This is a genomic window from Vibrio fluminensis (genome assembly GCF_015278125.1).
GTDB classification, from domain to species: Bacteria; Pseudomonadota; Gammaproteobacteria; order Enterobacterales; family Vibrionaceae; genus Vibrio; species Vibrio fluminensis.
Map to the genome: position 1 here is coordinate 1 of NZ_JADILO010000006.1, position 23,477 is coordinate 23,477.

19 protein-coding genes are annotated in these 23,477 nt (G+C 45.6%); 9 read left to right on the top strand and 10 right to left on the bottom strand.

The window, feature by feature from the left end; all coding sequences use genetic code 11:
• Window positions 1–175: 175 nt before the first annotated feature.
• Window positions 176–1,015: a fatty acid metabolism transcriptional regulator FadR gene (gene fadR, locus IRQ95_RS06290; RefSeq protein ID WP_194436149.1), complete on the bottom strand. Its 840-nt coding sequence runs from the start codon at window positions 1,013–1,015 to the stop codon at window positions 176–178.
• Between the two features lie 640 nt (window positions 1,016–1,655).
• Between fadR and nhaB the strand changes: the two genes are divergently transcribed.
• Window positions 1,656–3,242: a Na(+)/H(+) antiporter NhaB gene (gene nhaB / locus IRQ95_RS06295; RefSeq protein WP_194436150.1), complete on the top strand. Its 1,587-nt coding sequence runs from the start codon at window positions 1,656–1,658 to the stop codon at window positions 3,240–3,242.
• Window positions 3,243–3,327: 85 nt separating this feature from the next.
• Window positions 3,328–3,846, top strand: a complete 519-nt coding sequence (dsbB, locus tag IRQ95_RS06300; protein WP_194436151.1) for a disulfide bond formation protein DsbB — start codon at window positions 3,328–3,330, stop codon at window positions 3,844–3,846.
• Window positions 3,847–3,959: 113 nt separating this feature from the next.
• Here dsbB and IRQ95_RS06305 read toward each other — a convergent pair whose 3' ends face one another.
• A complete protein-coding gene (locus tag IRQ95_RS06305; RefSeq protein ID WP_194436152.1) occupies window positions 3,960–4,538 on the bottom strand; it encodes a DUF1349 domain-containing protein in 579 nt (192 codons plus the stop codon).
• A gap of 9 nt (window positions 4,539–4,547) precedes the next feature.
• Window positions 4,548–5,075, bottom strand: a complete 528-nt coding sequence (locus IRQ95_RS06310) for a phosphoribosyltransferase (protein ID WP_194436153.1) — start codon at window positions 5,073–5,075, stop codon at window positions 4,548–4,550.
• A 173-nt stretch (window positions 5,076–5,248) separates the two neighbouring features.
• Between IRQ95_RS06310 and IRQ95_RS06315 the strand changes: the two genes are divergently transcribed.
• A complete protein-coding gene (locus tag IRQ95_RS06315) occupies window positions 5,249–6,139 on the top strand; it encodes a LysR family transcriptional regulator (protein ID WP_194436154.1) in 891 nt (296 codons plus the stop codon).
• A 63-nt stretch (window positions 6,140–6,202) separates the two neighbouring features.
• Here the strand turns inward: IRQ95_RS06315 and IRQ95_RS06320 are convergent, their stop codons facing one another.
• Both IRQ95_RS06320 and lrp read right to left on the bottom strand, forming a co-directional pair.
• The gene (locus tag IRQ95_RS06320; protein WP_194436155.1) at window positions 6,203–9,295 is read right to left on the bottom strand and encodes a DNA translocase FtsK; all 3,093 of its coding nucleotides are present in this window, start codon (window positions 9,293–9,295) and stop codon (window positions 6,203–6,205) included.
• Window positions 9,296–9,539: 244 nt separating this feature from the next.
• Window positions 9,540–10,034: a leucine-responsive transcriptional regulator Lrp gene (lrp, locus tag IRQ95_RS06325; RefSeq protein WP_006710825.1), complete on the bottom strand. Its 495-nt coding sequence runs from the start codon at window positions 10,032–10,034 to the stop codon at window positions 9,540–9,542.
• Between the two features lie 156 nt (window positions 10,035–10,190).
• Between lrp and ald the strand changes: the two genes are divergently transcribed.
• Complete coding sequence (gene ald / locus IRQ95_RS06330) at window positions 10,191–11,315, top strand: alanine dehydrogenase (RefSeq protein ID WP_194436156.1); 1,125 nt, start codon at window positions 10,191–10,193, stop codon at window positions 11,313–11,315.
• 473 nt (window positions 11,316–11,788) lie between these two features.
• On the opposite strand, the gene yfbV is transcribed toward ald, so the two are convergent.
• Window positions 11,789–12,241: a terminus macrodomain insulation protein YfbV gene (yfbV, locus tag IRQ95_RS06335; protein ID WP_194436157.1), complete on the bottom strand. Its 453-nt coding sequence runs from the start codon at window positions 12,239–12,241 to the stop codon at window positions 11,789–11,791.
• A gap of 468 nt (window positions 12,242–12,709) precedes the next feature.
• Here yfbV and IRQ95_RS06340 point away from each other — a divergent pair, with 468 nt between their 5' ends.
• Together IRQ95_RS06340 and pta are read left to right on the top strand one after the other, a co-directional pair.
• The gene (locus IRQ95_RS06340) at window positions 12,710–13,906 is read left to right on the top strand and encodes an acetate kinase (RefSeq protein WP_075648663.1); all 1,197 of its coding nucleotides are present in this window, start codon (window positions 12,710–12,712) and stop codon (window positions 13,904–13,906) included.
• A gap of 136 nt (window positions 13,907–14,042) precedes the next feature.
• Window positions 14,043–16,208, top strand: a complete 2,166-nt coding sequence (gene pta, locus IRQ95_RS06345) for a phosphate acetyltransferase (RefSeq protein ID WP_075648664.1) — start codon at window positions 14,043–14,045, stop codon at window positions 16,206–16,208.
• Window positions 16,209–16,274: 66 nt separating this feature from the next.
• Here the strand turns inward: pta and IRQ95_RS06350 are convergent, their stop codons facing one another.
• Window positions 16,275–17,549, bottom strand: a complete 1,275-nt coding sequence (locus IRQ95_RS06350; protein ID WP_194436158.1) for an MgtC/SapB family protein — start codon at window positions 17,547–17,549, stop codon at window positions 16,275–16,277.
• A 201-nt stretch (window positions 17,550–17,750) separates the two neighbouring features.
• On the opposite strand from IRQ95_RS06350, the gene IRQ95_RS06355 reads away from it, so the two are divergent.
• On the top strand, window positions 17,751–18,002 hold the full coding sequence (locus IRQ95_RS06355) for a DUF3081 domain-containing protein (RefSeq protein ID WP_114766885.1): 252 nt from the start codon (window positions 17,751–17,753) through the stop codon (window positions 18,000–18,002).
• Window positions 18,003–18,091: 89 nt separating this feature from the next.
• Here IRQ95_RS06355 and IRQ95_RS06360 read toward each other — a convergent pair whose 3' ends face one another.
• From IRQ95_RS06360 to IRQ95_RS06370, 3 genes are read right to left on the bottom strand one after another with little or no spacing between them, the layout of a single operon-like run.
• Complete coding sequence (locus IRQ95_RS06360; protein WP_194436159.1) at window positions 18,092–18,937, bottom strand: DmsC/YnfH family molybdoenzyme membrane anchor subunit; 846 nt, start codon at window positions 18,935–18,937, stop codon at window positions 18,092–18,094.
• Between the two features lies 1 nt (window position 18,938).
• Window positions 18,939–19,553 (bottom strand): DMSO/selenate family reductase complex B subunit, encoded by a 615-nt coding sequence (locus tag IRQ95_RS06365; protein WP_075648668.1) that lies wholly within the window; start codon window positions 19,551–19,553, stop codon window positions 18,939–18,941.
• Window positions 19,554–19,562: 9 nt separating this feature from the next.
• The gene (locus tag IRQ95_RS06370; RefSeq protein ID WP_194436160.1) at window positions 19,563–22,010 is read right to left on the bottom strand and encodes a DmsA/YnfE/YnfF family dimethyl sulfoxide reductase; all 2,448 of its coding nucleotides are present in this window, start codon (window positions 22,008–22,010) and stop codon (window positions 19,563–19,565) included.
• Between the two features lie 308 nt (window positions 22,011–22,318).
• Between IRQ95_RS06370 and IRQ95_RS06375 the strand changes: the two genes are divergently transcribed.
• Both IRQ95_RS06375 and napF read left to right on the top strand, forming a co-directional pair.
• Window positions 22,319–22,903 carry a molecular chaperone TorD family protein gene (locus IRQ95_RS06375; protein ID WP_194436161.1) on the top strand — a complete coding sequence of 195 codons (585 nt, stop codon included), beginning with the start codon at window positions 22,319–22,321 and terminating at the stop codon, window positions 22,901–22,903.
• Window positions 22,903–23,439 carry a ferredoxin-type protein NapF gene (napF, locus tag IRQ95_RS06380; RefSeq protein ID WP_194436162.1) on the top strand — a complete coding sequence of 179 codons (537 nt, stop codon included), beginning with the start codon at window positions 22,903–22,905 and terminating at the stop codon, window positions 23,437–23,439. The genes IRQ95_RS06375 and napF overlap by 1 nt, the downstream gene beginning before the upstream one ends.
• Window positions 23,440–23,477: the final 38 nt, after the last annotated feature.

Genomic DNA, 23,477 nt, shown 5'->3' on the forward strand with positions numbered 1-23,477 from the left:
TGTTCCATCGTTACCATTTCCAGTTCGTATTGTTGCGGAGTCGGTTCTTGAAGCATATCGGAGTATCCATATTTCGATACTCCTATTAGATCAAAGGTCTAGCTCAAAAGCTAGACCTTTGTCAGCAGTCTGACGCCCATCAAATGATGGGCGTTTTGTTTATTTGATTAACCGATTAGCTGTCATCTTCAGTGAAGTTAGTTGGCAAGGTGGTTTTCATTTGCTGCCAAATTTGACCACTTTCAATACCATAGTGACGCACTAACACTGGAATGCTCTCACGGTTACCCGACTCACACACTTCAAGTAGGTTACGGTAGAACTGTAATGCAAGCTCACGCGCTTCAGGGTTAGAGAAGTAGTAACTACCTACTCGATCATACAGTTTTCTTAAGCCATTAAAGATCAAGCCATAGATTTGGTTACCCGAATGGAAAGCTAGGCGCTGAAACAGCATGTAATCATATAAATTGAAGGTTTTTGCAATCAAGATCTGTTCGCGCTTAAGCGGATCTTTCTCGCCATCATCTTTGATTTGCTGCTTTATTTTCTCCGCAAAAGGCGAAGACTGCATAAATTGTTCCCACGACTCGGCGTTAACGAGGGCTTCACAAGAATCAATCACACTCTTGATTGTACGCTCCGAGCTCTCTTTATTGGCTTTAAATGCGTAACGCATAAAGATAGGGCTGATATTTGTACGTGCTGCAAGCAAATCTTCAACAATAGAAGTCGCGTTGTCGGCATCGAGTGTCATTAAGGTATCTAGAATATGTAAACCTGATGTTTCCATGAACTGGTTTACCTTAGTTGGCTTTCCGTGCTGAATAGTCAGCCAGCCATCTCTCGCTAAACGTTGCAGTACTTCACGTAGCGTTGTACGTGTCACACCAATCAGCTCTGAAAGCTCGCGTTCAGCCGGAAGAATGGAACCTGGAGGGAAGCGCCCTTTCCAAATACTCTCAATAATGTATTTTTCTGCAAATCCTGCAGGGCTCTTTGCCTTGATGACCATTAAAATGCGTCCAATATTCTATTTATTAGGGGGTTCAGAATTACTCATCATACCACTAGTTATTACTTATCGGAAACAAGCTGATAGTAAAGTTCTCGCAAAATAAATATAGAGTAATAACACTAATTTTATTCTCAAGAGTGTGGCCTATCCCCTATCAGAAAAGCATCAAAAAAGTGCAGTTTACTTACGTTTTTGCAATCAAAGTTCCCGTCAATGCTGAGCCAAACAGGTAATCTAAGTTTTCAAAACTCACAAACTTTGTGGGTGAATTGTGCTAAAAATGTAATATATAACTGTTTTATTCTTTACTTTCGCTTTATGTGAGAATCAAAATGGATTTTTTTACAACTCCAATGTTATGTTTACGTAACTTTGATCGCGTTTTGAAGATAAAAGCATCGAGTATTCAGTCAATAACGAGTTATTCATTGACTACATGGTACTGTGGAGTAGAGTAGCGCACAAAGTATAAATGAGTGCTTGTCATTCTCAGGGAGTGACTTGGCAAGACTACATCACAATTACCGATTGTTGTTTTCCCAGGTTACTGTTGCTTCGGATATTTATTCATTTTTCCGATATAAGGATTTATACGCAAGCAATGTTTCGTCGTAACCATCAATAGAGTAGTTGTATTATGCCAATGTCTCTCGGAAATGCATTTATCAAGAACTTTCTTGGTAAAGCGCCAGACTGGTACAAAGTCTTAATCATCGCTTTCCTCATCATCAACCCAGTTGTTTTCTTTTTCGTCGACCCGTTCGTCGCAGGCTGGTTGTTAGTTGCGGAGTTTATTTTCACCCTAGCTATGGCACTGAAGTGCTACCCACTACAACCGGGTGGTCTACTTGCCATTGAAGCTGTCGCCATTGGGATGACCACGCCAGGGCAAGTGAAACATGAACTCGTAGCAAATATTGAAGTACTACTTCTACTTGTCTTTATGGTTGCTGGTATCTACTTCATGAAGAACCTGCTGCTGTTTATCTTCACCAAGATACTGCTAGGCATCCGCTCTAAAGTTCTACTATCAATGGCATTCTGCTTTGCTGCAGCATTCCTTTCAGCCTTCCTAGACGCCCTAACCGTAATTGCGGTTGTTATCAGCGTTGCAGTCGGTTTCTACGCGATTTACCACAAAGTGGCTTCGGGTAACCCGATCGGCGACCATGACCACAACAATGATGAAACCATTTCAGAACTGACTCGTGATGATTTAGAGAGCTACCGCGCTTTCCTACGTTCATTACTAATGCACGCTGGTGTTGGTACAGCTCTTGGCGGTGTAACGACTATGGTCGGTGAGCCACAAAACCTAATCATTGCAGACCAAGCTGGTTGGTTATTTGGTGAATTCCTGATCCGTATGGCACCTGTCACATTGCCAGTCTTTTTCTGCGGTATCATCACTTGTGCTTTAGTTGAAAAGTTCAAAGTGTGTGGCTATGGCGCTGAACTGCCTGATGCAGTACGCCAAATCCTAGTTGATTTCGATACAGAAGAGCGTAAAACGCGCACGAATCAAGATGTTGCTAAACTTTGGGTTCAAGGCGCAATTGCAGTATTCCTAATTGTTGCGTTAGCGATGCACTTAGCGGCAGTTGGTCTAATCGGCCTTGCGGTAATCATCTTGGCGACATCATTTACTGGCGTTATCGAAGAGCATTCTATGGGCAAAGCATTTGAAGAAGCCCTGCCGTTTACTGCGCTTCTTGCTGTTTTCTTTGCCATTGTAGCGGTAATTATCGACCAACAGCTATTCAAACCAGTTATTGACGCGGTACTTGCAGTCGAAGACAAAGGCACTCAGCTTGCGATGTTCTACGTAGCAAACGGCCTACTTTCAATGGTATCGGACAACGTATTCGTAGGCACGGTATACATCAATGAAGTAAAAACTGCATTGATTGATGGCGTTATCACTCGCGAACAGTTCGACCTGCTAGCGGTAGCAATCAACACAGGTACGAACCTACCTTCGGTTGCAACGCCTAACGGACAAGCTGCATTCTTGTTCCTACTGACTTCTGCACTTGCGCCATTGATTCGTCTATCTTATGGTCGCATGGTGATCATGGCTCTACCATACACGATTGTACTTGCACTCGTTGGTTTGGCAGGCATAGTGTTCTTCCTTGAACCAGCAACTGCGTGGTTCTATGACATGGGCTGGATTGAGCCGCATGTTGGTGGTGTTATTGAAGCTGTTTCAGGCGGCCATTAATATTTCTACTTGATTAGGAAACTAATCCAAGCTAAAAAGCTCTGAACAATCAGAGCTTTTTTTATTTCTGAACAAGGACAGAATTTTGAACTTTCTAGCAACGTTAAAGAGCTTTTCACAAAGCCGTCTTTCATGGGCTATTTTACTTGGCTTCATCATCTTCTTTGAAGCGTGTGCCCTATTCTTCCAGCACGTTATGGAACTGCCACCTTGTGTCATGTGTATTTACGAACGTGTCGCGATGATGGGTATCGGTGGCGCGGCAATTATTGGTCTGATTGCGCCACAAAATGGCGTAGTGCGCTGGGTAGGCTTGGCTGCATGGGGTTATAGCGCTTATCGCGGCCTAGAACTCGCTCTAGAGCACGTTGACTATCAATTTAACCCATCACCATTCGCAACCTGCGATCTGTTTGTACGCTTCCCTGAGTGGGCTCCTCTTAACAAATGGGCACCTTGGATGTTTGAAGCTTACGGCGACTGCTCGAAAATCGTATGGCAATTCTTAACGCTTTCAATGCCACAATGGTTAGTGGTGATTTTTGCCGCTAACTTAGTTGCATTGGCGGTGATCGTTGTGTCGCAATTGGTAAAAAGCAAATAGTGTATACACGAAATTCTTAAACGATAGGCGTGAGCCAGTAAAAGCTTTCGTTTAGCAAAATACAAAGGGTTGGCAAATGCCAACCCTTTCTGTTCAGTACATGATACTTTTAATTAGCTACCATCTCTAAAGTTGCCGACAGTATTAGGTCCCAACTGGATGTGATTGAATTCCATGTTCGCACCTTCAACAAAAGGCGCCTGAGCCGCAATACCGACTTTCAATTTATCTCGCCAGTTGATGGGAAACTTCCTCACAAATCGCCAAACTTGCCCATCGAGACTGTAATGAAAAACAATCACATCTCCTTGCCTTATCACCCTCAAATAACAATTAGCATCAACTAAACATTCGTTATTGGTATCGTCAGACCATACATTCGTCACAACTGAAACAATGGCAATGCTATCGTCTGCGCACCGCTCAATACAGAGTTTTGCCCAGTGTTCAGCGTCGCTTCTTATCATCAACGCCCCTGCATCATATCGACCAACTAACTCGCAATTTACTTGAGCTTGAAAACAGAAATCACCTTCAACTTCGGTAAAATAGAAGCACGCGTTGTCCGCAATCGTTGAATTATAAGAACGAATGAAATCGCTCTTGCCATGTGGGGCGACTTTAAGCCCAATATTATCGAATTCAGACCATTGCGGGGGATTCAACCAACGAAAAGAGTACTTGTTGTCCATCACAGAGACCTATTCAACACGCAATTTGGAAACAAAAGGAACATTTCTTAATCTATCTTTCCAAGGCAGACCGTAACCCACCAATAGATCATCGTTTTCCATCACATATGCGTGGTACTGAGTCACCGGAATATCGACGCGACCGGGTTTGACAAACAGTGTCGCGATGGATAGAGATTTTAAATCGAACTCTTGCTGCAAAAAGTGAGCGATACGTTTCATGGTGCCACCAGATTCAATCGCATCATCAACCAAAATAACATTGCACCCAGCTAAGGAGATATTTTGGTGAAATACGATCTCAGAACTGTTGTTTCTATCTCCAGGAGTATGAGGGCAAGAGATGTAATCCATGCAGATATCAAATGTCAGTTCACGCACTAAATCGGCAGTAAACAGTATTCCACCAGGTACCACACTGACGATCACCGCATCCTGACCAGCAAAACGTTGATTTAACTGCAGAGCAACTTGACTAACACCTAACTTGATTTGCTCCTGACTCAGAACCAAATCGCCAATATATTGCTTACTCATCTCTGTTCCTTTTCACCATCGTTTATTACAGTGATTGCCAAACGCAATCGTCAAGATCATCTCACGATAGAGATATCGTCAAACATGGCATCACTACTTGTTCGCTGACATATTGCCTCAGTGAAGAGATATAAATAAAATAGATTTATTGTATTTTAATATCTAATTTTTCGATGCTAATTCACCTTGCTAGTCACTTACCCTATTTCTCTGCCGTCGCAAAACATCTGAGTTTTTCAAATGCCGCAGATGAGTTGTCGATCTCGCAATCCTCCGTCAGCTATCAGATTAAGAGCTTAGAAGACAAGCTTGGCTTTAAATTATTTCTGCGAGGGCAAGGAAGCAAAGTAGAATTAACGTCGAAAGGAATGGCGCTATACCAAGAATACGCATCTCTCGAACGTAACTTCAATCAAGTTCTCGCCGATACGCAATTGAGTAATACACGAACTCACTTAGAAATGACCGCCCCTCTAGACTTAGGCATTAAATTGCTTACGCCAGCGCTGTCAAAACTCGAAGCGGATCAGTTGATTGTGAACCTCGATTTAACCGATGAAGTCATTGAGCTTAAGCGAAGTCGTTTTGACTTCTCAATACGCAATAAAACCGATGAAAGTGGGCTAGAGTATATCCCTCTAGTGTCGTTAAAAAACATCTTGGTATGCAGTCGTCACTATTCAAATAGCAATCAGATTTTTGCTTTCGAACATATCAATGCCAATCACCGCTTAATCGTCAGAAACCCACTCAGAAGTAATACTTGGGAACAACTGTTTCAGCAATATGGACAGAGTTTCCACCAGCATAACAATATGCAGGTGATCAATAACAGCTTTGGAATTTATCAAGCCATCGTAGCCGATACGGGTATCGCCATATTGCCTGAGTACTTTGTTGATGAAACCAATCATCAACAACTTTATATCTTTGACGAGCCACTTAACGAAACCCAGTTTTATCTAGCTTTTCAACCTTCTTATGTCGCCAAGAGATGGGCAGATCGCATCAAGAGCACTATTTTAAACTCGATAGAAAATCGAAAGCGTTTTGTCTTCCAATAAAAAAACGCAGGAAATTCCTGCGTTTTTCTTGTTACCAAATTGGACAACTGGTACTGGTTTTGATTAGTTCATATCCCGACCAGGAGCCGGGGCCAGTACTTCACGGTTACCGTTATGTCCTGGTGCACTTACAATACCTTGAGCTTCGAGTTGCTCTACAATACGAGCCGCACGGTTGTAACCAATCTTAAAGCGGCGTTGCACACCGGATACTGAGCCTCTGCGCGACTGCACCACGTGCTCTACCACTTGGTCAAACAATGGATCAACGTCTTCGTCTGCTTCCATCGTCTCACCCGGCAGTAAGCTCTCAGGGCCTTGATCACCGCTGATAATCTCTTCGATGTAGTTCGGCTTACCACGTGCTTTCCAGTTGTTTACCACAGCGTGTACATCATCGTCAGATGCAAATGCACCGTGCACACGAATGGTATGACTTGAGCCCGGCGGTAAGTAAAGCATATCACCCATACCAAGTAGCGATTCAGCGCCACCTTGATCAAGAATAGTACGAGAGTCAGTCTTAGTTGATACCGTAAACGCAACACGAGTTGGAATGTTGGCTTTGATCAGACCAGTGATTACGTCAACTGAAGGGCGCTGTGTCGCAAGAATTAAGTGAATACCTGCTGCACGCGCTTTTTGCGCTAAACGTGCAATCAGCTCTTCCACTTTCTTGCCCACTACCATCATCAAGTCGGCAAATTCATCGACAACAACAACGATGTATGGCAGTTTTTCAAGTAATGGCGCTTCAGGGTCCATACTGTCACCCGGCTGCCATAATGGATCGTGAATAGGATGTCCCGCTTCTGCTGCCATCTTCAACTTATCGTTAAAGCCTTTAATGTTACGTACACCTAGCGCCGACATTAGCTTATAGCGACGCTCCATCTCGCCCACACACCAACGCAGTGCATTAGACGCATCTTTCATGTCAGTTACCACTTCCGCAAGCAGATGCGGAATACCTTCATAAATGGAAAGTTCCAACATTTTCGGGTCGATCATGATAAAGCGCAGATCTTCTGGTGATGCTTTATACAGCATACTCAAGATCATCACGTTCACACCCACCGACTTACCTGAACCTGTGGTACCCGCAACCAATACGTGTGGCATTTTCGCGATATCAGCAATCACGGCTTCACCCGCAATGTCTTGACCTAATACAACCGTTGTTGGCGACTTAGCATCAATAAAGGTTTGGCTACCCACAACATCAGAGAAGTAGACCGTTTGACGGCTCATATTCGGTAACTCAAGACCGACATAAGGTTTACCAGGGATAACCTCTACGACACGTACTGCCATCGCGGAAAGCGAACGCGCTAAATCCATCGATAAGCTAGAAATACGACTGACCTTAACACCCGGTGCCAAATCAAGCTCAAAACGCGTGATCACAGGACCAGGGAAAATATCCACGACTGTCGCTTGGATTTTGTAGTCAGCCAGTTTCGACTCAACTAAACGTGCAATCGCTTCAAGTGCGTCACGATCGATAAAGTTCTCGCGCTTCTCCGGATGGTAAAGTAGATCAAGCGTTGGCAACGGCTCGGTTGGTTTAGGCAGGTTAACTTCTTGCTGTACCAAGAATGGGTTCTGCTGAGCAACCACTTTTGCCTGTGCGTCGGCCACGATTGACTGGAACGCTGCAACATCTTGATCACTGTCTTGATCAATCTCTTCGATAAACGACTCTTGCTCAACGACTGGTGCAATGGGTGCTTGCTGATATGACACTTCTGAAACCGTATCAGGTTCAACTGACGGCAACTCTTGCGCTGCCTGTTGGACAAACTCCTGTTGAGTTTCATCTTCGGCGACATCAAATGAACTAATTACAGGTTCAACATGCGAGCTATCTGGCTCTACTTGCTGACTAATTTGCTCTAACGTTGCAGAATCGATCAGCGGTTGAACCTCTTCCTCTGTATTATTCCATGGCAGATCATCCATTAAATCAACTGCCGCAGGTTTATCTTCAACTGGCGTGTGTTGCTCATGAAGTTGTGACAGTGGCGCTTGCTCGTCTACAACGGTGGTTGAAGCAGGCTCATTTTGCCAGTCAGTAAAATTCTGCTCTGCCATATCGTTTGAATTAAGTGCATCTTCTTCTAACTGCTCGATGGTTGCATCTAACTGACGAGTACGTTCAATCTGATTACTTGGTTCTGGGGCAATCTCTGGTGCCGCTGCTACCACTGGTTCAACATAAACAGGTGTTGTCGCCATGACTTCTGCCACAGGTTCAGATTCAACGTGTAAGTTGCTTGGCTCACTCACTACGTTGTGAACTTGCACGTCAGAGTTGGCTACCTGTGCGTTAACTGTATGAGTGGCACTGGTCGCAGCGCTGGCTGTCGCGCTCTCCGGCATATGGATGTTATAACGTCTTGGTTTTGCTGCGACTTGTGGCGCTTCCTCGTTATTTGAAATCATCGGGCTTCGCGGCTGCTCGTAATCTTCCGCCGCTTTTAGCTCAGGCTCCATAAGTTCATCACGCTCACCACGGATCGCGTTCACAGCACGCGTAAAGACTTTAATCGCTAATTCACCTAACGTATCGACGATATTCAACCAAGAGATACCGGTCAGCAATGTAAAACCAGCACCCCATAGAAAGAGCAATACTAAGGTTGTACCAAGTACATTAAGCGTTGGTAACGCTATACTAGTCAGGACGTCACCAATCACGCCACCTGACGAAAAATACCAAATGTCATCAAAGTTGATATCAGCTAAACCGCAACTGGTTAAGATAAGAACCGTCAAACCGAGGAGACGAGTACCCCAAAGCATTAAATCTAATGCTTCATCTTCGCCGCGTTTGCGTAAAAACACCCACGCAACACTCGTAATGATAACCGGTAAGCTATACGCCAGAGAGCCAAAGCTAAAGAACAAGGTATCAGCAAGCCAAGCGCCTGTTGCACCTCCTAGGTTAGCGATATCACCTGCCCATGCCGTTTGCGACCATGAAGGGTCAGCAGGATTAAACGAGAGTAACGCTATCGAAAGGAATAGAGACCCCAGAAATACGATGATCAAGCTGCACTCTTGAATACGCTCAGGCCCTGTCAGTCGAGCTGGTTGAGACTCTTCTCCAGTCTTGATTATTGTTTCGATTTTATTGCTGTTCTTCTTGAACATAACCAACTTATCTTTAATAGAAAAAAAATAGTCCGAGTGGCAGCGCCACTCGGACTATAGATTTAACCATATCAAGGTCAAAAACCCAATTGTCTAACGTCAGAATATGGGAAGGATTTTGCTCTAACGTACTTTTTAATCAGGTCAGAATGAGCCCAAGCCACAAAAGAGCCGAATTAGCACACCTTTCAATCCCTTTACGCTAATTCAAAATTGAGAGGCGACTCACTCTCAACCTCGCTGACTATCGTGTTTTTATAACCAATTGGTTGGTTTGCTTCACTTCTTCCATTACTACATATGTACGGGTGTCGTTAACACCTGGCAAGCGCAGTAGTGTATCGCCTAACAGTTTACGGTATGCACCCATATCCGCTACGCGAGTCTTTAATAAATAGTCAAAATCACCAGAAACTAAGTGACATTCTTGGATATCATCCAGCTTCTGCACCGCTGTATTGAACTGTTCAAATACGTCTGGCGCACCGCGATTCAACGTAATTTCAACAAATACTAAAAGTGATGCATCTAGGTATTGCGGGTTAAGAAGAGCTGTATAGCCCGTGATGTAACCTTGACGCTCAAGTCGACGCACACGCTCCAAACAAGGCGTTGGTGATAGCCCCACGCGTTTTGAGAGTTCAACGTTTGAAATACGACCATCTTTCTGTAACTCGTTCAGAATATTACGGTCAATGCGGTCTAGATCCTTGGACGGCTTCTTATTGTTGTCTGCCATTTTTTATTCCACCTTATTACTTCCTTGCAAATATATATACTACATCTTTTAAATATTTAGCAACAAATGTTAAACATTTGCTTTTATACTAGATATTAACTCGACAATACTACCCCACACATAGTCATTACAACCAAAATATAATGAGGAGTCAGGATGATCATTGGCGTACCTAAAGAAATCAAAAACCATGAGTACCGAGTTGGCATGATCCCAGCCAGCGTTCGCGAGCTAGTATCTCAAGGTCACCAAGTTGTCGTTGAAACCCAAGCCGGGGCAGGCATCGGATTCTCCGACGATGATTACATCGCTGTAGGCGCATCCATTCTTCCTACTGCTGCTGACGTTTTTTCGCAAGCAGAAATGATTGTTAAGGTTAAAGAACCTCAAGCTATCGAGCGTTCAATGCTCCGAGAAGGACAGATTTTATTTACTTATCTGCACCTAGCACCAGATTTTCCACAAACTGATGAGCTAATCAAGAGCAAAGCTGTCTGTATAGCCTATGAGACTGTAACAGATAATATGGGTCGCCTGCCACTTTTAGCACCAATGTCTGAAGTTGCAGGTCGAATGTCAATTCAAGCCGGAGCGCAAACATTAGAAAAATCTCATGGAGGGCGAGGCCTTCTGCTAGGTGGGGTTCCGGGCGTTGAGCCAGCGAAAATCGTCGTTATCGGCGGTGGCGTGGTTGGTGCTAATGCAGCCCGTATGGCAGTAGGTTTACGTGCCGATGTAACAATTCTTGATAGAAATATTGATACTCTTCGCAAATTAGACGAAGAATTCCAAGGCAGAGCAAAAGTTGTGTACTCAACTGAAGATGCGATTGAAAAACATGTAGTTGAAGCTGATCTCGTTATTGGCGCAGTGCTCATCCCAGGTGCAGCAGCGCCTAAACTGGTCACTAAAGCTCATATTGCCAAGATGAAAACAGGGGCTGCGGTGGTCGACGTTGCGATCGACCAAGGCGGCTGTTTTGAGACATCGCACGCAACAACTCATGCAGACCCTACTTATATCGTTGATGACGTCGTTCACTACTGTGTGGCGAACATGCCAGGCGCGGTAGCACGAACCTCTACATTTGCACTTAATAACGCCACATTACCTTACATCGTCAAGCTGGCAAACAAAGGCTACCGCCAAGCTTTACTAGAAGATAAAGGTTTCTTAGAGGGCCTAAACGTTATTCACGGTAAAGTGACTTGTAAGGAAGTTGCAGAAGCGTTTGAACTTGAATACCTTGCTCCAGAAGATGCGATAGCATTGCATAGTTAAAAAGCGAAACGCCTCGCTTCATTGCGAGGCTTGGGATCCGGGAACGCAAAACAAGAATGTTTTGCTATGGATTACGGATTACGGAACGTTAAGCGCGGTTGCGCTTAACTACGGAAACGAGAACGCAGCGAGTTATCTCGCTGCTACGGATAAAAAATCGTAACTCCAACCGTTTTATTTGTTCTTGTTTTTCTCGCAACGTTCTATGACTCAGCACTTGGTGCTAAGCGCTCCCGTATCCCGAACTAAAAAGGTCGGCAAATGCCACCCCTTCCGTTTGTGCGTGTTTTTCTCGCAGCCTAGCGTTCTGTGGCTCGTCACTTGGTGCTGAGCGTTCCCGCATCGCAAACTAAAAAAGGTCGGCAATGCCGACCCTTTCATTTGTTCGTATTTTTCTCGCAGCGCAGCGTTCCGTAGCTCAGCACTTGTTGCTGAGCGTTCCCGCATCCCGACTCCCGAAGCAACGCGTCGCGTTAGAACCATCTCTCTAGCGACGTTTTATCTAACTGGCGAAATGCACGATTCAGAAGCTGTGCAAGCTCTTTATAGCGTGGACGTGATTTCATTGGTTCTAGTGCAAAACCACTTTCAACTATTTTTTGATGTAACTCTCGATACCACCCTGCCAGTGCTGGCGGGAGCTGAGTGTTAGAACGATTACCCAACCACCACATACCTTGTATTGGCATACTAATCGCGAACAATGCGACGATCACCGCTTGAGGCAAGCCTTGGTAGTTAGTAAAAGCCATTTGCGTTAACACGCTGATGGCCGCGACTGCTGGCATCACTTTCATGCCAAAGCGTGTCGCTTTGATGATACGTTGCTCTGGGAATAGTGGAGCAAGTTCTTTGCGCATCGGCCAAGTATCCATGTACTTTTGTCCGTCACGCAAACTGTGAACGATACCGACTTTATTATTCATAATACTCTCTCACTTCCAAATCAGGGCGTTCGAACTAAAAAAGAGTTGAAAGATTCAACTAATCGCGTAAAAATTTGACTAAAGTTAATATTCTTTCAAAATTTTTTTGTTATATTGCTTTATTATCGCTATCCTTTGCAGACCCTCAATCTCATTGTTGCTCTTATTTACAATTTAGGCAACTCTGAGAGACATCTGCAAGGATTGCACAAGTTGATTGCTTGGTAAAGCAACCTCTTTTTATATACGGATTTAAAAGTTATTTAGTCACAAGTAGTACGCAGTTGATAATAGACTCGGCTATTCTTGTGATAATTTTCATCCTAACTGATTTTGATATCTACGGTGATGAGAGCGAAGCCTAGCTCCAAAAGGAGGTTCACAGCGTTAGTTGTGAGCCTTTTTCCAATGAGTTCGCTTTGTGTTTTATTGCCCACGATATTTCAGACGATAAACAGGTAGTCATACATGTCTAAGCTAGTATTAGTTTTAAACTGTGGTAGTTCTTCTCTTAAATTTGCTGTTGTTGATGCAGAAACTGGTGCTGAGCACCTAACCGGTCTTGCTGAGTGTCTTGGTCTACCAGAAGCTCGTATGAAATGGAAACTTGATGGCAAGCACGAAGCTCAACTAGGCGAAGGCGCAGCTCACGTAGAAGCACTATCTTTCATGGTAGAAACTATTCTTGCTTCTAAGCCTGAGCTTAAAGCTAACCTAGGCGCTATCGGTCACCGTATCGTACACGGTGGCGAGCAGTTCACTCAATCTGCACTTATTACTGATGAAGTTCTAAAGGGTATTCAAGACGCTGCGACTTTCGCACCTCTTCACAACCCTGCGCACCTTATCGGTATCGAAGCTGCGAAAGTAAACTTCCCTGGCCTACAAAACGTTGCTGTATTTGACACTGCGTTCCACCAAACTATGCCTGAAGAGTCTTACCTATACGCTCTACCGTACAACCTGTACAAAGAGCACGGCATCCGTCGTTACGGCATGCACGGTACTTCTCACCTATTCATCACGCGTGAAGTTGCAGGTCTACTAAACAAGCCAGTTGAAGAAGTTAACATCATCAACTGTCACCTAGGCAACGGCGCATCTGTATGTGCTATCAAGAACGGTCAATCTGTAGATACTTCTATGGGTCTAACTCCTCTTGAAGGTCTAGTAATGGGTACTCGTTGTGGCGATATCGACCCTGCGATCATCTTCCACCTACACGACGCACTAGGTTACTCTGTAGAGCAAATCAACAACATGCTAACTAAAGAGTCTGGCCTACAAGGTCTAACTGAAGTGACTTCAGACTGTCGTTTCGTTGAAGACAACTACGGTCAAAAAGAAGAAGCAACTCGTGCAATGGACGTGTTCTGTCACCGTCTAGCTAAATACGTAGCAGGTTACACAGCTTCTCTAGAAGGTCGTCTAGACGCAATCACTTTCACTGGCGGTATCGGCGAAAACTCTGGCCCAATCCGTGAAATGGTTCTTAACCGTCTAGCTATCTTCGGTATCGAAGTAGACAGCGAAGCAAACCTTAAAGCGCGTTTCGGTGGTGAAGGCACGATCACTACTGCAAACAGCCGCATCCCAGCAATGGTTATCTCTACTAACGAAGAGCTAGTTATCGCTGAAGACACTGCACGTCTAGCAGGTCTGTAATTGACTCCACTGGCTAGCCTTTGGGCTGGCCAGTATTTTCTAAAAATAGAAATTTAGGGGCTCAACTCCTATTCCATGAACTCTTCAAGGAATACGTAATTGAGCTTTTAATCCAATAATGTAAGGTAATTAGTCGATGTCTCGTACTATTATGCTTATCCCTACTAGCGCTGGTGTTGGTCTTACTAGTGTTAGCATGGGTGTTCTTCGCACTATGGAGCGCAAGGGCGTTAAAGTTTCTTTCTACAAGCCTATCGCACAGCCACGTTCTGGCGGCGATCAGCCTGATCTAACTTCTACTATCGTTGGCGCAAACAGCGATATGCAGATCGGCACTCCAATGCAAATGTCTGTTGCTGAAAGCCTAATCGGTAACGACAACATGGATGAGCTTCTAGAAACTATCGTTGAACGTTACAACCAAATCAACAAAGATGCGGACGTAACACTTATCGAAGGTCTAGTACCAACTCGTAAGCACCCATTTGCAAACCAAGTGAACGCTGAAATCGCGGCAACTCTTGGCGCAGAGATCGTACTTGTTGCGACTCCTGGTCTAGATAACCCAGCTCAGCTGAAAGAACGTATCGAAGTAGCATGTTCTAACTTCGGTGGTACTAAGAACAAAAACATCTCTGGTGTAATCATCAACAAGCTTAACGCTCCTGTTGACGAAGCTGGCCGTACTCGTCCAGATCTATCAGAAATGTTTGACGATGCAGACAGCGCACAAACTAACGAAATGAAAGTGATGGAAATCTTCAACACTTCTCCAATTCGTGTACTTGGTTGTGTGCCTTGGTCAATCGATCTAATCGCAACTCGCGCGATCGACATGGCTCAACACCTAAATGCTGACATCATCAACGCTGGTGACATCGCGACTCGTCGCATCAAGAGCATCACGTTCTGTGCACGTTCACTACCAAACATGATTGAGCACTTCAAACCAGGCTCTCTACTTGTTACTTCTGCTGACCGTCCTGACGTTATCGTTGCAGCGGCACTAGCAGCAATGAACGGCGTAGAAATCGGCGCAATCCTATTGACTGGCGGTTACGACATCCCTCAAGAAATTGAAGGTCTATGTAAACCAGCATTCGATACTGGCCTACCTATCTTCAAAGCACAAGGTAACACTTGGCAGACTTCGCTGAACCTGCAAAGCTTCAGCATCGAAGTTCCAGCTGACGATAAAGAGCGTATCGAGTTCATCAACGATCACGTTGCAGGTCACATCGACGGCAACTGGATCGAGTCTATGACTGAAGGCACTCAGAAGTCTCGTCGTCTAAGCCCACCAGCATTCCGTTACCAGCTAACTGAATTCGCTCGTAAAGCGGCTAAACGCATCGTTCTTCCTGAAGGTGACGAGCCACGTACAGTTAAAGCTGCGGCTATCTGTGCTGAGCGCGGCATCGCGGAATGTGTGCTTCTAGGTAACCCAGACGAAATCCGTCGCGTTGCTGCGCAACAAGGCGTTGAGCTAGGTGCTGGCGTAACTATCATCAACTCTGATGAAGTACGTGAAAACTACGTTGCTCGTCTAGTTGAGCTACGTGGCTCTAAAGGTATGACTGAAGTAGTGGCTCGTGAGAAACTACAAGATTCAGTATTCCTAGGCACAATGATGCTTGAGAACGACGAAGTTGACGGCCTAGTTTCTGGTGCTGTTCACACAACTGCGAACACTATCGTTCCTCCGTTCCAAATCATCAAGACTGCGCCTGATGCGTCAATCGTATCTTCTGTGTTCTTCATGCTACTACCTGACCAAGTACTGGTTTACGGTGACTGTGCGATCAACCCAGATCCAACAGCTGAACAGCTTGCTGAAATCGCTATCCAATCTGCTGACTCTGCAGCAGCATTCGGTATCGAACCACGCGTAGCAATGATCTCTTACTCTACTGGTGAATCTGGTAAGGGTGCAGACGTTGATAAAGTACGTGAAGCAACTAAACTAGCTCAAGAGAAACGTCCTGACCTAATCATCGACGGTCCTCTACAGTACGACGCAGCAATCATGGAAAACGTAGCAGCTTCTAAAGCTCCTAACTCTCCAGTAGCTGGTAAAGCAACTGTATTCGTATTCCCAGACCTAAACACTGGTAACACGACTTACAAAGCGGTACAACGCTCAGCAGACCTAGTTTCTATCGGTCCAATGCTGCAAGGTATGCGCAAGCCAGTTAACGACCTGTCTCGTGGCGCTCTAGTAGACGATATCGTGTACACAGTAGCACTAACTGCGATCCAAGCAGATCAAGCTGAACAAGCTCGTGAAAAAGCAGTTAACTAATTAACGCGCTTTTCGATATTCAAACCCTCGCCTCGGCGAGGGTTTTTTATTGCCTGTTATTCTCACTCAAGCCATCACAACCAGCACAGCTCCACCTGAAAGCACGCAACCAATCATAACCGGTGCGACTTTTGACCATAGCGCTTTGTTGCCGATACTGACTACCATCCCCATTTTGACAATGGTATTGACTGAAGCGGCAATAAAAATACCCAGTGCCGCAGTCTGCACGCTCAATGTTTGTGTACTTTGTCGTCCTAGTGCAAGCGAGATAGCATCCACATCGGTAATGCCTGAAAGCGCGGCCAAAATCAAAGTACCCGCGTTACCAAACCAATCCGACAATGCGTGGCTTAACAACATGATCACCGCCAGCACCACGCCAAAGAATAGCGCTGATTGAAGCGCCAACGGGTTGGTTTTCTGATTTGGCTGTTCAACGGTTTCAATCTTACTGCTGCGCCAAATCCACCAAGCCGGCAAATAGAGCGCCACCATCATCACTAAGACAATCGGCCACAGTATTTTAACCAATTGTGGATTCAGCACCGACAAAACAATCAATAAACGCGGAAACATGGTGCCGCAACTGAGCAAGATACCGCTGGCGAGTAGCGGGCTAATATTGGCTTGTTCTCGCGACAAGTGAGAAAACTGCAGAGTCAATGCCGTCGAGGAGCTGAGCCCGGCAAACACCGAGGTGAATAGAATGCCTCGTTTAGCGCCACCAATCTTAATCGCGAAATAACCAACGAAAGAGATACTGGCGATCAATACCACCATCCACCATATCTCATAGGGATTGAGGGCATTCCACGGACCATAGGTTTGATTGGGCAATAACGGCAGTAATACGATTGAGATAAGTAATAAACGGAGCGCAGCATCAAGTTCGTACTCTTGCAGCTTTTGCAGTGCTTGGTGCAATTCTTTCTTGTTATCGAGGACGACAGCCGTGATCACCGCTGCCGCTGCGGCTAAAACCGCTTCGCCTGACACCGCTAATGTGCCAAGGACGAATGTGACAATTAAGCTCACCACACCAGTAATACTAATATCTTCACTTTTCTTCTGTTGGATAACAAAAGCAATGCAAGCCAGTATCACCAAAGCGATAAGAGCAAAGCCAATCAGTAACGGAGAGTAATGAGCCGCGAGGATACCCACTAGACCGCCTAGTAGCCCGACCAAGGAGAATGTGCGAATGCCAGCAACTCGACTACCCTCAACACTATTACGCATCACCCAGCCACGCTGAGTACCAACGATAGCGCCAAGTAGCAAGGCGATAAACAGATTCCAAATAGTATGCTCTTGAGCAACGAAATTCGTTAGTTCCATAATTCACCTCGCGTCAGCAAAATGATTGATGTTGATGACAAATCTAACCACTCACAAGATTCATTTTACTCTGGTATACGTATTTAACTGTGAATTAATCAGTAGATTGCCAATCGTAGCTACACCAGTTACTCGATTTGATTGGCGCGTCACTCAATTATTGACCACACTAATAGTGTGTGTTTTAGCGAGGAGATCGAAATGAAAAACGAGCTAGATCCGACCAAAGTATTGCAAGCCTATGAGTGTGTAATGAATAACGGCACACCGACTGAATTTGGCAAGATATATGAGGGGGTCGAAGCCTTCTCAGACTATGACGGCTATAATGTTTATTTGCGTGGTAACGGCGTTGAACTAAAGGTTGGGTTCCACAATACCTACCATCTTGACTACGATCAGGAGCACCTTAAAGAGAGCTTTCTCAAGAAACTTTCGTTGCTCGCCAAATAGGCTCTCAACCGATCATTCCAGACAAAAAGCCCCGCATCTGATGGCGGGGCTTTGTTTAGTGTTCGCTTTAATGGCTAAACACCCAGTATCTACATACCTGCTGTCATGTGCATGCCGTAAAACACGCCACGACCAATCAGTTCAGACACCACGATCAATGCAAATGCAATCGCCATTGGCGCAGCAGTAATCGGTGTGCGGCGCACGACTGGCAATAACCATAACGCGATACCTGCTGATAGCAGCGCTAAACGAGTGGTTTGTAGCGAGCTGTAATCTGGCACAACGGATAGTGCCGCAGCAACGCTAGTTTCAATCGCACCTAGATGCGCGGTTAATTGCATTACCAAGATCGCCACGGCAAACAGGCCAATCAAGCCCATCACAGGCAGTACTTTATCAGCCGCTGAGTTGTCGTGGTTTGCAACAGACAGTAGCAACTGAGCCAGAGCCGTACCGCTGACTAGCATGGTAACGACAAACGCCGCTGGTGTGAGTGATGTGTACCAAGTTGGTACGGTATCAATCATATACACCATTGCCATTGCGTACATAAACACAACGCCAACCACCATTGCACCAATCATCAGCGCTTTGCGAATCGCTTCGCTGCCTTTGTCTAGCACAGACAGTAGCCAGAACAGACCGCCCAACGCGAAGAATACGCTGCCTGATGCGATTTCATTCGATAGCCAAGAGCTGCCAACCATGTTTAACGCATTCATTGCGCGCAGTGGGCTACCCAAGTGCATGATAGAAGCAAGGAAACCCAAGCCCATCACCGCCCAAAGGCCGAACATCGCTTTATGCAGGCGCTCTTCAGCACCAGTTGAAAGCTGCTTGGTCAAAAGCATCGTCGCTAATACTAAAAACGCACCTACAGAGGTTTGTGCCAATACCGTGAAAACGATAAGTGGCCATTCATGCCATGCCATATTACACCTCCTTCGGGTTAGCCAAGAAGCCTGTGGTGTCTCCACAAGGACGTGCATGGCGGTTTGGTTTAATCACGATATTTGGTTGAGTCAGTGACGCTGGCGGTAGCGGCGCGACTTCGGCATTGGTGCCGTATTTCGCACGCAGCTCATCGATAGGACCAAACTCCAATGCACGCAGTGGACAAGAATCCACACATACTGGGTTCAAACCTTCAGCGACACGCTCGTAACAGCCATCACACTTAGTCATGTGACCTTTTTCTTTGTTGTACTGAGGAGCGCCGTAAGGACACGCCATTGAGCAGTACTGACAACCGATACACTTATCGGTATCAACTACGACAAAGCCATCTTCACGCTTGTGCATGGCACCACTTGGGCACACTTTAGTACACGCTGGGTTGCTACAGTGGTTACACGCAACCGACACGTAGTAAGAGAACACATCTTGGCGCCAAGTGCCGTTATCTTCTACCCAGTTACCACCTGCGTATTCATATACACGACGGTAGTTACGACCTACATCTAGGTCTTTGTTGTCTTTACAAGAAAGCTGACACGTTTTACAACCGGTACACTTGCTTGAATCAATATAAAAGCCGTATTGTTTCATGGTTTAACCTTATGCCTTCTTCACCAGTTGAACTTCTACTAAGTTGGTATGCTGAGGGTTACCCTTAGCCAGCGGACTTGGACGATGAGTCGTCAACACGTTAATACAGCCGCCTTTATCCACCTTGTTCTTATCTGGTGCGTACCATGCACCCTCGCCTAGCGCGACTACACCTGGCATCATACGTGGCGTCACTTTCGCTGGGATATGCACTTCACCGCGTTCGTTGAAGATACGGATCAAATCACCATTTTCGATACCACGCTGCTGCGCATCCAGTGGGTTTAGCCACATTTCTTGACGCGCCGCTTCCTTGATGATGTCAACGTTACCGTAGGTTGAGTGACAACGTGCCTTATAGTGGAAACCAGTCAATTGCAATGGGAATTGATCACGCTTCTTCGAGTCCCAACCGTCAAAGGTCGACACATAGATTGGCAGCGGGTGAATCACTTCATCTTCTTGCAGTTCCCAAGTCGCCGCGATGTTCGCTAGACGTTCTGAGTAGATCTCAATCTTGCCAGAAGGCGTACCCAATGGATTGTTTTCAGGATCTTCACGGAATGCTTTGTAAGCCACGTAGTGACCGTTTGGATCGCGACGCTTGTAGATACCAAGCTTGCGCATGGTTTCAAAATCCGGCAGCGTAGGATCTTGCTCGCGAGTCAATGCGTAAAGGTGACGTAGCCAACCTTCTTGATCGCGACCTTCGGTAAACTGCTCACCGACACCCATGCGTTTCGAAATCTCAGAACAGATCTCGTAGATACCTTTCGCTTCAAACTGCGGCTCAATCGCTTTATCGGCAAAGATAAAGTAAGGCATGTTCGCTGCTTTTGTATCCATACAGAAGTCAGCTTGCTCTGATGTAGTTAAGTCAGGCAGTACGATATCAGCGTATTTCGCCGATGAAGTCATGTGGTTATCAATCACCACAATTAACTCACACGCTTTGTCATCTTGCAGGATTTCATGCGTCTTATTGATATCAGAATGCTGGTTGATGATGCAGTTACCTGCGTAGTTCCAAATCATCTTGATTGGTACGCTCAACTGCTCAACGCCACGGATACCATCGCGTGTTGCCGTCATTTCAGGACCGCGCACAATAGCATCTGTCCATAGGAACATCGGAATCGACGCTTTCACTGGGTTCTTTAAGGTTGGGAAACGCACAAATGGGATGTTGTAATCCGATTCACGAGCACCAGTACCACCACCATTGATACCTACGTTACCGGTAAGTAGTGCAAGCATAGCGATGGCACGTGCCGCGATTTCACCGTTCGCAGTACGCTGTAGACCCCAGCCTTGTAATACTGCACAAGGTTTGGTTGAGCCAATCTCACGCGCTGTTTTGATGATGGTATCCACTGGGATACCAGTGATTTGCGCAGCCCACTCAGGTGTCTTCGCAATACCATCAGGACCTTGACCTAGAATGTACGACTTGTAATCGCTTTTCGCTGGTGCTGACGCTGGTAGCGTTTTCTCATCGTAACCAACACAGTATTTATCCAAGAAAGGCTGATCAACTAGGTCTTCCGTGATCATCACGTAAGCCATCGCTGCGATAAATGCCGCATCGGTACCTGGACGAATTGGAATCCACTCGTCTTCACGACCGCCTGCGGTGTCGGTGTAACGAGGGTCAATCATGATCATGCGAGCTTTTGAACGCTCTTTAGATTCCATCAAATGGTGAATAAGACCGCCACCTGACATACGCGTTTCTGCTGGGTTGTTACCAAACTGAACAATTAGCTTAGTGTTCTCAAGATCTGAGAATGAGTTGCCGTAAGCCCAACCGCCACCGTACGTGTAATCAAGACCTACCGTGATTTGCGCCGTTGAGTAGTCACCGTAGTGGTTTAGGTAACCACCGCTTAGGTTCATCATACGCGCGATCAGCGAGCTACCTGGAGGCCAAGACTTTGTTACTGTGCCACCAAGCGTACCTGTACCGTAGTTAAGGTAGATTGCTTCGTTACCGTGCTCTTTGATGATGCGCTTCATATTATTAGCGATTTCATCGTACGCTTCTTCCCAACTGATGCGTTTGAATTTACCTTCACCACGCTTACCTACGCGCTTCATTGGGTACTTCAAACGGTCTGGGTTATAAACGCGACGGCGCATTGAGCGGCCACGTAGACATGCGCGCACTTGGTGGTTACCGTACACATCGTCACCGGTGTTATCGGTTTCCACCCACTTAATTTCGCCATCAACAACATGCATACGTAGCGGACAACGGCTACCGCAGTTTACGGTACATGCACTCCAAACTACTTTTTCTTCGATCGCTTCATTAGTGGCAGCAGCAACAGGGCTTGACTTAAAAGGGAGTGAAATTGCGCTGGCCGTCGCAGCCAGTCCACCGACGGCTGTCGAAGACTTGATAAAATCACGTCTCGTAAAGCCACCGGTCATTAATGCTTTCAGTGTATTTTTCATAGGACAACTTCTCATTGGTTGTGAGAAAAGACTCTGTGGTCTTTTGCAGTCCCCCTTTTACCCCTTAAGCAGTAAGGTTAATATTGCGCTCAATCAACATTTTTTCCGTGCGACTCAAAATCTCACCCATCCAGTTTCATAAATGAGATCTTGGTCATATTTTTGAACTAGTTAACATAATTTGAAATATTTAATCGAAATGGTTCGCATTATTAAATGAATACTATTGCATTTAATTTTTGACTAAACGCATTTATTTCAGATTTTGAAGCGGGTATGCTCGGCAAAAACCTAACGCAGTTTTATTTATGCCATACGAAATTACGCTTTTTCGCCTATTAGGCGGTCTATTTTACTACTCTCCTCACTCTGAAGATGGTCAAAACATCTTAAATGCATTTGCGACACAAGATGACGAGTTATTAACAAATCTTGCAAAACTCGTGAAGGACGTTGCCAATGACACTCTAGAAGCCGACTACTTCAATTTGTTGCAAGGTAGCGGTGATATGCCTTGCCCACCATGGGGCTCGGTATACTTAGATAAAGAGAATGCGCTATTTGGTTCTTCAACCATTGAGTATCGTGAATTTACCCGCCAACTCGGTATGGAATGCGATACGGGTTTGCGTGAACCAGAAGATCATATCGGCTTAATGCTCATGCTGGTGTCACTGCTACTTGAGCAAGATAAGCGTGCAGAAGCAAACCAACTGATTAGCCAGCACTTAATGCCATTCGCGCCAATCATGCTAACTGGCATGCAAAAGCACGCCGACACGGAGTTTTATCGCCAATTGGCTGCATTCACTTTTGCTTGGCTCAATTTCTACTGCGAAGAACAGCAATTGCAAAGCGCAGAACGCCGCAATTATTGGCAAGAGGCAGAGTAATGAAACCAGACAGTATCGAACTAGCTATTGAGCTTAATGAAATGAACAGCAGTCGCCGTGGTTTCTTTCGTGCTGTCTCACGAGGCGTGACACAATCGATTGAAGAACCGCAGGCGGTGATTAACGCTTCTCGCCCTCTCGGAGCAGTTGAAGAAGAGTTATTTAATCGCCTATGCAATCAATGTGGTGATTGTGTCACCGCATGCCCGCAAGGCGTGCTAAGCATGCAAGCAAATGGTCCAATCATGGATCTTAGCCTCAATCACTGTAACTTTTGTACTGAGTGTATTGCCGTTTGCCCTACTCAAGCATTGAATATGCTAAACACGACAGATACTGGTTGGCGACCGACATTCAGCCAAAGCTGTAACGCCCGCCTGTTTGATAACTGCCAAGAGTGTGTCGATGATTGCCCTAAACAAGCGCTGACACTGCTCGATAACGACACACCAACACTTAACGATCACTGCAATGGTTGTGGCGAGTGCCTTGCCAGTTGCTATATTGGCGCGATCACCCTAGTCGAAAAACGCTAAGCCAGCGTTTCCACTTATACCAATCAGGATAAGCAAGT

What these genes read in the sequence shown, in the direction of transcription:
- fadR (WP_194436149.1), bottom strand. Translation starts at nt 1,015, where the DNA reads ATGGTCATCAAGGCAAAGAGCCCTGCAGGATTTGCAGAAAAATACATT.
- nhaB (WP_194436150.1), top strand. Translation starts at nt 1,656, where the DNA reads ATGCCAATGTCTCTCGGAAATGCATTTATCAAGAACTTTCTTGGTAAA.
- IRQ95_RS06305 (WP_194436152.1), bottom strand. Translation starts at nt 4,538, where the DNA reads ATGGACAACAAGTACTCTTTTCGTTGGTTGAATCCCCCGCAATGGTCT.
- IRQ95_RS06310 (WP_194436153.1), bottom strand. Translation starts at nt 5,075, where the DNA reads ATGAGTAAGCAATATATTGGCGATTTGGTTCTGAGTCAGGAGCAAATC.
- IRQ95_RS06315 (WP_194436154.1), top strand. Translation starts at nt 5,249, where the DNA reads ATGCTAATTCACCTTGCTAGTCACTTACCCTATTTCTCTGCCGTCGCA.
- IRQ95_RS06320 (WP_194436155.1), bottom strand. Translation starts at nt 9,295, where the DNA reads ATGTTCAAGAAGAACAGCAATAAAATCGAAACAATAATCAAGACTGGA.
- lrp (WP_006710825.1), bottom strand. Translation starts at nt 10,034, where the DNA reads ATGGCAGACAACAATAAGAAGCCGTCCAAGGATCTAGACCGCATTGAC.
- ald (WP_194436156.1), top strand. Translation starts at nt 10,191, where the DNA reads ATGATCATTGGCGTACCTAAAGAAATCAAAAACCATGAGTACCGAGTT.
- yfbV (WP_194436157.1), bottom strand. Translation starts at nt 12,241, where the DNA reads ATGAATAATAAAGTCGGTATCGTTCACAGTTTGCGTGACGGACAAAAG.
- IRQ95_RS06340 (WP_075648663.1), top strand. Translation starts at nt 12,710, where the DNA reads ATGTCTAAGCTAGTATTAGTTTTAAACTGTGGTAGTTCTTCTCTTAAA.
- pta (WP_075648664.1), top strand. Translation starts at nt 14,043, where the DNA reads ATGTCTCGTACTATTATGCTTATCCCTACTAGCGCTGGTGTTGGTCTT.
- IRQ95_RS06350 (WP_194436158.1), bottom strand. Translation starts at nt 17,549, where the DNA reads ATGGAACTAACGAATTTCGTTGCTCAAGAGCATACTATTTGGAATCTG.
- IRQ95_RS06355 (WP_114766885.1), top strand. Translation starts at nt 17,751, where the DNA reads ATGAAAAACGAGCTAGATCCGACCAAAGTATTGCAAGCCTATGAGTGT.
- IRQ95_RS06360 (WP_194436159.1), bottom strand. Translation starts at nt 18,937, where the DNA reads ATGGCATGGCATGAATGGCCACTTATCGTTTTCACGGTATTGGCACAA.
- IRQ95_RS06365 (WP_075648668.1), bottom strand. Translation starts at nt 19,553, where the DNA reads ATGAAACAATACGGCTTTTATATTGATTCAAGCAAGTGTACCGGTTGT.
- IRQ95_RS06370 (WP_194436160.1), bottom strand. Translation starts at nt 22,010, where the DNA reads ATGAAAAATACACTGAAAGCATTAATGACCGGTGGCTTTACGAGACGT.
- IRQ95_RS06375 (WP_194436161.1), top strand. Translation starts at nt 22,319, where the DNA reads ATGCCATACGAAATTACGCTTTTTCGCCTATTAGGCGGTCTATTTTAC.
- napF (WP_194436162.1), top strand. Translation starts at nt 22,903, where the DNA reads ATGAAACCAGACAGTATCGAACTAGCTATTGAGCTTAATGAAATGAAC.